Genomic DNA, 9,205 nt, shown 5'->3' with positions numbered 1-9,205 from the left:
CCTCGGCCTCCTCGGCGCCGCCCTCGGCCATCGCCTCCGCCTCGCCCGCCAGGCCCAGGTCGGCCTGGGGGACGGGCCGGTCGCCGCGCGCGTCGATGGCGGCCTGGAGCGCATGCAGCGCCGCGATGCGGGCGAAGGCGGCCCGCGCCCCGGCCTCCGCCAGGCGGATCTCCAGCGCGTCCAACCAGACGGGGTCGGCCTCCCGGCCCTCCTGGGCGTCGTTCAGCAGGCGCAGGCGTTCGCGCAGCGCCTTCTCATAGACCGAGACGCTGGCGGCGTGGTCGGGATCGGCGGCGAAGACCAGGCGGTCGAAGAACTTCAGCCGTTCGGCGCGGGCGTCGGAGAACAGCCGGTCCTGCTCCGGCGTGGCCCAGACGGGGCGCAGATGGTCCAGCAGACGCCCCGGCTGGGCGGTCTCGCCGTTGATGCGGACGATGCGCCGGGCGGCGCCGGGACCGGGCACGCCGGTGCCCAGCCGCGTCTCGTCGTCCAGTTCGACGCTGACGGCCCAAGGGCGGCCGGTCGCCTCGCCGGGCTCGCGACGGCCCATCTCGACGGCGGTGGCGTTGCGCAGGCCCTTGCCGGGCGTGAGCAGGCTGATCGCCTCCAGCAGATTGGTCTTGCCCGCCCCGTTCGGCCCATGCAGCACCACAGGCCCGGACGCCAGGTCCAGCCGCGCGCTCGCATAGGAGCGGAAGTCGGTGAGGGCGAGGGAGCGGATCACGCTCCCTCCTTAACGCGTGGCGGTCAGGATCACACCCGCAGCGGCATCAGCACGTACTGCACGCCCGGGTCGGCCGGATCGAGGACCAGCGTCGGCGAAGCCGGGTCGGCGAAGCGGAAGGCGGCGTTCTCGCCGGTGATCTGGCCGGCGACATCCAGCAGATAGCGGGCGTTGAAGCCGATCTCGAACGGTTCGTCGGAATAGCCGATCTCGACCTCTTCCTCGGCCTGGCCGGCCTCCATGTTGCGGACGGTCAGCTTCACCCGGTCGTTGTCGAAGGCCAGCTTCACCGAGCGGCTCTTCTCGGCCGAGATGGTGGCGACCCGGTCGACGGCCTTGGCGAACAGGGCGTTGTCGATGTCGGCCTGCTTGTCGTTGCCGCGCGGGATGACGCGCAGATAGTCCGGGAAGGCGCCGTCGATGACCTTGGACGTCAGGCTGGCCTCGCCCAGCTGGAAGCGGATCTTCTGGGCCGAGACCTGGACCTCGACCGGGCCGTTCGTGTCGTCCAGCAGGCGGCGGACCTGATCCACCGTCTTGCGCGGCACGATCACGCCGGGACCGCCGGCGGCGCCTTCCGGCGCGGGGGTCTCGGCCAGGGCCAGACGGTGGCCGTCGGTGGCCACGGCGCGCAGCAGCGGCACGCCCTGTTCGGCGACGGTGTGGAGATAAAGGCCGTTCAGATAGTAGCGCGTCTCTTCCGTCGAGACGGCGAAGCGGGTCTTGTCGATCAGCCGGGCCAGGTCTTCCTTGGCCAGGACGTAGGACGCCCCGGCGCTCTCGGTCGACATGACGGGGAAGTCGCCCGCCGGCAGGACCGGCAGGTTGAAGCGCGAGCGGCCGGCCGAGACCACCAGACGCGGATCGTCGCCCGAATAGAGCAGCGAGACCTCGGCGCCTTCCGGCAGCTTGCGGACGATTTCGTAAAGGGTGTGGGCGGGCGCGGTGATCTGGCCCTCGACCTGGACCTGGGCCTCGGCCTCGTCGACCATCTCCATGTCCAGGTCGGTGGCGGCGAAGGCCAGCCGGTCGCGTCCGGCGCTGAGCAGGACGTTGGACAGGATCGGAATGGTGTTTCGGCGTTCGACCACGCTCTGGACGTGGCCCAGGGCCTTGAGGAGCGCGGAACGTTCGATCGTAAGCTGCATGTCGTCTCGCCCGGCGCGGCCCGACTCGAACGGCCGCGGTTAAATGGCCTTGGACACTAGCGGATCAGGCGTGGAGGGCAAGGAAGGCGGAGAAAGCCGTTCACAGAATTCTCCCTCCCCTTCATGGGGAGAAAGAAACCGCACTCCTTACCCCCGCAGTTTCCGCGTCAACGCCTCCACGTCGCGGGCGATCTGGTCGTCCTGCGGCATCAGCTCCTCGATCTTGCGCACGCCGTGCAGGACGGTGGTGTGGTCGCGCCCGCCGAAGCGGCGGCCGATGTCGGGATAGGACCGGGTCGTGTGCTGCTTGCACAGGTACATGGCGATCTGGCGCGGACGCGCGACCGAGCGCGTCCGGCGCTCGCTGAGCAGATCGGCCTGCTTGAGGTTGAAGTGATCCGCGACGGTCTTCTGGATCTCGTCGACGGTGATGCGGCGCTCGGGCCCGCCGCGCAGGGCGGCGCCCAGCAGGATGGAGGCCTCGTCGACCGACACCGCCGACAGGCGCGCGCCGGCGGCGGCGGCCAGGGTGTTCACGGCGCCCTCCAGCTCGCGCATCGAGCCGGGCGTGCGGTCGACCAGCTGGGCCAGGACTTCCGGGGCGGCCTCGCCCTGCACCACGCCCAGGGCCGAGAGCGCCTTCAGACGGTTCTGCGCCACGGCGATCTTCAGCTCGCGATCGCCCGCCTCGACCGGGCAGGTCAGGCCCGCGGCCAGGTGGCTGCGCAGGCGCGGCTCGACCTCGGTCAGGGCCATCGGCGGACGGTCGCCCGAGAAGACGACCCGCTTGCCGTCCTCGATCAGGGCGGTCAGCGTGGACAGAAGCTCCTCCTGGGTCGAGGCCTTGCCGCCCACGAACTGGACGTCGTCCAGCAGCAGCATGTCGGCCGAACGCAGGCTTTCCTTGAAGGCGGCGGTCGAACGGTCCTGCATCGCCTTGACGAAGGTCGACAGGAAGCGTTCGGCGGTCAGATAGACGACCTTGGCCTCGGGACGCAGGCGCTGGGCCTCCCAGGCGATGGCGTTCAGAAGGTGGGTCTTGCCGTAGCCGTACGGGCCGCAGAAGAAGACCGGGTTGAAGTGGCCGTCGGCCCAGCTGGCGACCTGTTTGGCGATGGCCAGGGCGAAGGCGTTGCCCTGCCCTTCCACGAAGCTGTCGAAGGTCAGCCGTTCCTGCAGGCCGGCGGCGCGCACGGCGCGGGCGCCGTCGGCGATCGGGGCCACGGTCGGCGTCGCCCCATTCAGGGGCGCGAGGGCGGCGAGGCGCGGCGTCGCATCGACGACATTGCCGCCCGAGGCCGCCACGGCCGTCGCCGGCGGGGCCGAGCCGACCTCGGCGCGGCAGCGCACGTCCAGCCGGCGCGACTGTCCGTCCAGGCCCAGCCACAGCTCGTTCATCCGGCGCAGCGCGTTCTTGCGCACCCAGTCGCGGGCGTAGGCGGTCGGGGTCACCAGGATCAGCTGGCCGCCGGAATCCATGCGGACCGCCGACGGCGCGACATAGGAGTTGAACGGGCCGTCGCCGATCTCGGCGCGCAGGCGCACGGACGCCTCGCTCCAGATGCGGTCGAGATCGGTGAGCCCCGATCTGCCTGCCCCATTCGCCATCGCCGTCGCGCCCCCAACCATAGTTCAGCCACCCGCTGCTCAGATCAACCGTCCTCCGCGCTTCAGGGCGATGCATCAGGGACGACTTCTCCTGTCCCGAAAAGCAGGGCTTTCCGGGTGGGGTCGAACCTCTGAACAGACATCTCCCGCCGACGCGAAACAGGGTCCCGCGCCGTCTTCATCCGTACTGGGATGGAAGTGCGTTAGAGGCCAAAACTTACGCGCCGACGGGGTGGGGTCAACGCTGATTCGTTGGTCGATTCGCAGTTAAATTGTTTGACTCCGGCAAAGCCCAATTCTGCATGGGAATTTCGCCGTTCGACGAACAGTCTCTACGGATTCTCACGTAGCGAGACTTGGCGTCAGAACGCAAAACGGCGAAGGAGCCATCGCCCCTTCGCCGTTGTAAAACCTACGTATTCCCATAACGGAACGGCGACAGCCGCTCCGTGTCCGGTCAGTGGCCTGCGTGGATCAGGCGGCCGACAGCTTCTTCAGCTGGGCGGCCAGACGCGACACCTTGCGCGAGCCCGTGTTCTTGTGAACCACGCCCTTGGACACGGCGCGCATCAGCTCGGACTGGGCCTCGATGAAGGCCGTCTTGGCGGCGTCGGCGTCGGCGGCGGCGACCGCTTCCTGGAACTTGCGCAGATAGGTGCGGACGCGCGAGCGACGCGCCTTGTTCACTTCGGTCCGCGCTTCGATCTTGCGGATCGCCTTGCGGGCGCCGGGGTTGTTGGCCATGTCAAACCTTCGAACGGAAAACGCCGCGGAGCACACGTCCACGGCGCGAAAATCTCAAGAGGGCGGGCGTATAGCCGAAAGCCTCCGGGGGGTCAACGCGGACTCTGCGGCCGATCCGGCGTCGCACGCATTCCCCTGCTAAGCCTTATTCAACCAAGCCTCAGCAAACTGCGGTCAAATCGGAAGCCGCATGTCCAGATCAAGAGTTCCCTTTCTCGTCGCGACCCTGCTGGCGGTTTCGGCGCCGCAGATCGCGCTGGCGCAGCCGCCCGTTCCCAAGCGCGCGCCGATCGAGCTGGCCCAGGCCGTCGAGCGCCGCGCCGGGGCGACGGACTTCGCCGCCCTGCAGGCCTTCGGCCGCGCGGCCGAGGCCCGCAACGACCGCGAGGGCCTGCAACGCCTCTATCACGTCACCTGGATCATGCTGAACCAGGGCGAGTTCGACACCGCCGCGGCCTGGAACCGCCGGCTGGCCCATGCCGCCGGCCGGCTGAAGGACCAGCGCTATGTCCGCATCGCCTATCTGAACGATCTGGTCCTGCGCTACGATCAGGGCGAGACGCCGGCGGCCGAAGCGATGCGGCATGCGGCCGCGACGGAACAGGACTGGTTCGCCAAGGTCCACGCCACTCGCATCTGGGCCCTGGCCCTGATGGATCAGGACAAGATCGGCGAGGGACTGAAGCTGCTGGCCGACGCCGACGCCTTCATCCCCGAAGGCGCGCCCTACGGCAACATCGCCCGCGCCGGCCTGTGGGAGATGACCGGCATCGGCCTGATGAAGCTGAACGACATCGACGGCGCCACCGCCGCCTTCGGCCGGTTCGAGATCGACTTCGCCAGTGCGGACTATCCCCGGCCCGACTTCGACGCGGTCTATAATCTGGCGCGGCTGTCGACCCAGCTGGGCGACGCGGACCAGGCGCAGCGCCTGTTCGAGATTCACCATCGGCTGTCCGAACGCGCGGGGCTGCAAAGCCTGACCGTCTACGACGCCAACCTCTGCGCCATGGTGGCCCAGGCGCGCCAGGACCCGGGCGCGGTGCTGGCCTGTCTGGCGCCCTATGGCGAAGACCTGGGCGAGGCCGCCTTCCTGGCTCCCCACCTGCTGCCGGCGCGCGCGATCGCCCGCGCCCAGACCGGCCAGGTCGCCGCCGCCCAGCGCGACCTGGCCGAGATCCGTCGGCGGGGGGCGGCCGGGCTGTTCCGCGAGGAAGGGGCGTCCGAACTGCCCCACGTCGAGGCCGAGATCCTGTTCGCCGAAGGCCGCGCGCGGGAGGCGTACGTCAAGCTGCGCGAGCACGCCCATCTGGAAAAGATCGCCGACGCCCGCCGCTTCAGCGGCGGCATCCGCCAGGTCACGGGGGACATGCAGTCCCAGCTGGCGCAGCGCCGCGCCCAGCTGGAGACCGCGCGCGCCAACACCGACCTGCAGCGGGCGGTCATCGGGGCCCAGAACTGGATCACCGGCATCGCCGTGCTGTTCCTGCTGTCCGCCGGGATCGCCCTGTTCTGGCTGTGGCGCCAGGCCGGCCACCTGCGCGTGGCGCGCCGCCGGGCCGAGGCCGCCAACCGGTCCAAGTCCGAGTTCCTGGCCAATATGAGCCACGAGATCCGCACCCCGCTGAACGGCGTCGTGGCCATGGCCGACGCCCTGTCGCGCGCCGAACTGCGTCCGCGCGAGCGGGAGATGGTCGAGGTGATCCACACCTCGGGCGTGACGCTGGAGCGGCTTCTGTCGGACATCCTGGACACCGCCAAGATCGAGGCGGGGCAGGTCGTCGTCGAGACGGCGCCCTTCCACCTGGCCGACACGGTGCGCGGCGCCGCCGCCCTTTATCGCCCGCGCGCCGACGAGAAGGGCGTGGCCCTGCGGGTGCAGATCGAGCCGGCGCTGGACGACGTCGTTCAGGGCGACGTGGTGCGGCTGCGTCAGGTCCTGTCCAACCTGATCTCCAACGCGCTCAAGTTCACCGAGACCGGGTCCGTCACCGTCGCCGTCTCCGCGCTGGACGAGGGCCGGGTGCGCTTCACCGTGGCCGACACCGGCTGCGGCTTCGATGAGACGCAGAAGGATCGCATCTTCGCCCGCTTCCAGCAGGCGGACGGCTCGATCACCCGCCGTTTCGGCGGGACCGGACTGGGGCTGGCGATCTCGCGCGAGCTCGTGGCCCTGATGGGCGGCGCGCTGGACTGCGAGGCGCGACCGGGCGAAGGCGCGCGCTTCTGGTTCGACCTCGCCCTGCCGGCGGCGACCGCCCCCGTTTCGGCGACGGAAGACGATGCGGATGGGGCCGGGCCGCTGGTCTTCCCCGCCCGCGTGCTGCTGGCCGACGACCATCCGGCGAACCGCAAGGTCGTGGAGATCATGCTCAGCGGCGTCGAAACCGAGCTGGTCATGGTCGAGGACGGCCAGGCGGCGGTCGCGGCCTTCGCCGAAGGCGGCTTCGATCTGGTGCTGATGGACATGCAGATGCCCGTCATGGACGGCCTCAGCGCCACCGCCGCCATCCGCGCGCTGGAGGCCGAGGAACGCCGGGCCCGCACCCCCCTGATCATCCTGACCGCCAACGCCCTGCCCGATCACGTCGAGGCGGCCCTCTCGGCGGGCGCCGACGGGCACCTGGCCAAGCCGATCACCATGGATTCGCTGTTCGACGGCGTCGCTGCGGCGCTGGAGGCGGCGCGGCCCGCACAGGACCGGGCGGCCTGAGGCGACGCGATTCAAACAGTCTTCAACGCTGGCCATCGGCTTTTCCGTCGCTGCGGGAACAATGAAATTCCAGCGGTGTTGGAATGCCGCAACGCTTTCCAATCCTTCATGAATTCCGCCGTTTTCTGGACACCTTTGCAGGGTCCCAGATAGGCCGACCGCACACCAAGAGACGCCCTCCCCTATGTCTTCCTCCGCCCTGCTTCTTCTCGCCCTCGTTCCGGCCGCCGAGGCCGTCCAGCCCCAGACGCCGCCGGAAGACGAAGCCGTCACCCTGCTGCCGGACGTGGTCGTCACGGGCCAGCAACGCGGCGTGGCCCTGGGCGGCCAGGAGCCGATCGTCTCCTACGACACCACCCAGCTGCAGGCGTTCGGCGCCACCAACATCGGCGAACTGGTGACCCTGCTGGAGGCGCAGACGCGCAGCGCGCGCGGCGGCTCGCCGGTCTTCCTGGTCAACGGCCGGCGCATCTCGGGCTTCCGCGAAATCCGCGGCATCCCGCCCGAAGCGATCGAACGCTTCGACATCCTGCCCGAAGAGACGGCGCTGTCCTACGGCTACAGCGCCAACCAGCGCGTCGTGAACATCGTGCTGAAGGCCGACTTCCGGTCGCTGACGGCCTCGGTCAACGTCAGCCGTTCCGAACAGGGCGGGCGCACCACCACCCAATCCGAGAACAACATCCTGAACATTTCGGGCTCGGACCGCTGGTCGCTGGACATCAACGGCCAGACCAGCAATCCGCTGTACGAGACCGAGCGCAACATCGACCGCACCGACACGGGCGTGCTGTTCGACGGCGTCGGCAACATCAGCGGCCTGCCGAACGGCGCAGAGATCGATCCGGCCCTGTCGGCCCTCGCCGGCTCGACCGTGACCGTGGCGGGCGTGCCCGGCTCGGCCGCCGGCGGCGCGCCCAGCCTGGGCGACTTCGCCACCACCGCCGGGATCGCGCGCTCCGACGACCTGAACGCCTATCGCACCCTGCTGCCGCGGCAGGACGAGGCCTCGATCGCAGGGACCTATAAGCACGACCTGAACGACACCGTCGGCCTGACCCTGAGCGGCAGCGTGGAGGACAGCTCCAGCTTCAGCTACCTGGGCCTGCCGGGCGTGACCCTGACCCTGCCGTCCAGCAGCGGCTTCTCGCCGTTCGCCAACGACGTGCTGCTGTATCGCTATGTCGATCGTCCGGACGCGCTCAGCCGATCCGTCGACACGCGCACGGCCGAGCTGGGCGGGGTCCTGGACGGCTATCTGGGCGACTGGCGCTGGACGGCGACGGGCGAATACACCCGCACGGAGACCGAGACTTCGACCGGACGGGGCGTGAACGACGATGCGCTGCAGGCCGCGATCAGCGCGGGCGATCCTGCCGTCAATCCCTTCGGCGACATCGACGGCCTGGTCAGCGACGCCCTGCGCGACACCGCCCGCTCGGTCTCGCAGACGGCCGAGGCGGAAGTGGTGTTCAACGGCACGGCGTGGGCGCTGCCCGCCGGCGACCTGACCTCCACGTTCAAGGTCGGCGCCGAGCACCAGTCGCTGGATTCCGAAAGCTTCCGCTCCGGCGTGGCCAGCGAACGGTCCCAGTCGCGCGACCAGGGCGCCCTGCAGGCCAGCTTCGACGTGCCGATCGCCAACAAGGACCGCGGCGTCCTGCCCATGCTGGGCGACCTGTCCGCGAACCTGAACCTGCAGTACGACGAACTGTCGGACTTCGGCGGCGTGCACGAGATCGGCGCCGGCCTGAACTGGTCGCCGGTCGAGCGGCTGTCGCTGTCGGCCAACTATTCCGACGAGGGCAAGGCCCCGACGATCCAGCAGCTGAACGACCCCTTCGTCTCGACCCCGAACGTCCCGGTGTTCGACTTCGCCACGGGCGACACCGTCGAGATCACCCAGATCACCGGCGGCGACCCCAATCTGCAGGCCGAGGAAAGCCGCATTCTGAAGCTGGGCGTCAACTGGCAGCCGTTCTCGGAGCGCGACCTGCGCCTGAACATGGCCTACACCCGCACCGAGACCGACAACGAGATTTCGACCTTCCCGGCCATCACGCCGGACCTGGAGGCTGCCCTGCCCGAGCGGTTCACCCGCGACGACGAGGGGAACCTGCTGTCCATCGACGCCCGGCCGCTGAACTTCGCCAGGCGCGAACAGCAGGACGTGCAGTGGGGCCTCAACTTCTCGCGCGCCTTCGGCGCGCCCACGCCGCAGGCGGCGGCCGAAGGTCCGGGCGGCCGGCGCGGTCCGGGCGGGCCGGG

The 9,205-nt window shown here is 69.7% G+C and carries 6 protein-coding genes; 2 read left to right on the top strand and 4 right to left on the bottom strand.

Going from position 1 to position 9,205, the window contains the following annotated elements; genetic code table 11:
- From ACE3PU_RS02465 to rpsT, 4 genes are all read right to left on the bottom strand, one after another.
- Positions 1 to 724 (bottom strand): AAA family ATPase (locus tag ACE3PU_RS02465; protein ID WP_374386306.1); only part of this gene is annotated, 724 nt, incomplete at its 3' end.
- Between the two features lie 29 nt (positions 725 to 753).
- Positions 754 to 1,872, bottom strand: coding sequence for a DNA polymerase III subunit beta (gene dnaN / locus ACE3PU_RS02460; RefSeq protein WP_374386304.1), 1,119 nt, complete (start codon positions 1,870 to 1,872; stop codon positions 754 to 756).
- 147 nt (positions 1,873 to 2,019) lie between these two features.
- Positions 2,020 to 3,480: a chromosomal replication initiator protein DnaA gene (dnaA, locus tag ACE3PU_RS02455; protein ID WP_374386302.1), complete on the bottom strand. Its 1,461-nt coding sequence runs from the start codon at positions 3,478 to 3,480 to the stop codon at positions 2,020 to 2,022.
- A gap of 474 nt (positions 3,481 to 3,954) precedes the next feature.
- The gene (rpsT, locus tag ACE3PU_RS02450; RefSeq protein ID WP_374386300.1) at positions 3,955 to 4,224 is read right to left on the bottom strand and encodes a 30S ribosomal protein S20; all 270 of its coding nucleotides are present in this window, start codon (positions 4,222 to 4,224) and stop codon (positions 3,955 to 3,957) included.
- A 190-nt stretch (positions 4,225 to 4,414) separates the two neighbouring features.
- Between rpsT and ACE3PU_RS02445 the strand changes: the two genes are divergently transcribed.
- Together ACE3PU_RS02445 and ACE3PU_RS02440 are read left to right on the top strand one after the other, a co-directional pair.
- Positions 4,415 to 6,937, top strand: a complete 2,523-nt coding sequence (locus ACE3PU_RS02445) for an ATP-binding protein (protein ID WP_374386298.1) — start codon at positions 4,415 to 4,417, stop codon at positions 6,935 to 6,937.
- A 184-nt stretch (positions 6,938 to 7,121) separates the two neighbouring features.
- On the top strand, positions 7,122 to 9,205 hold a 2,084-nt coding region (locus ACE3PU_RS02440), incomplete at its 3' end, for a TonB-dependent receptor domain-containing protein (protein ID WP_374386296.1).

The sequence above is a fragment of the Brevundimonas sp. genome (assembly GCF_041911375.1).
Lineage (GTDB): Bacteria > Pseudomonadota > Alphaproteobacteria > Caulobacterales > Caulobacteraceae > Brevundimonas.
The sequence above is the reverse complement of the archived record's forward strand: the minus strand, read 5'-3'. Positions and strand labels throughout refer to the sequence as shown.

Bases quoted from the DNA above. Each gene is read 5' to 3' on its own strand.
- rpsT (WP_374386300.1), bottom strand. From the start codon at position 4,224: ATGGCCAACAACCCCGGCGCCCGCAAGGCGATCCGCAAGATCGAAGCG.
- dnaA (WP_374386302.1), bottom strand. From the start codon at position 3,480: ATGGCGAATGGGGCAGGCAGATCGGGGCTCACCGATCTCGACCGCATC.
- ACE3PU_RS02445 (WP_374386298.1), top strand. From the start codon at position 4,415: ATGTCCAGATCAAGAGTTCCCTTTCTCGTCGCGACCCTGCTGGCGGTT.
- dnaN (WP_374386304.1), bottom strand. From the start codon at position 1,872: ATGCAGCTTACGATCGAACGTTCCGCGCTCCTCAAGGCCCTGGGCCAC.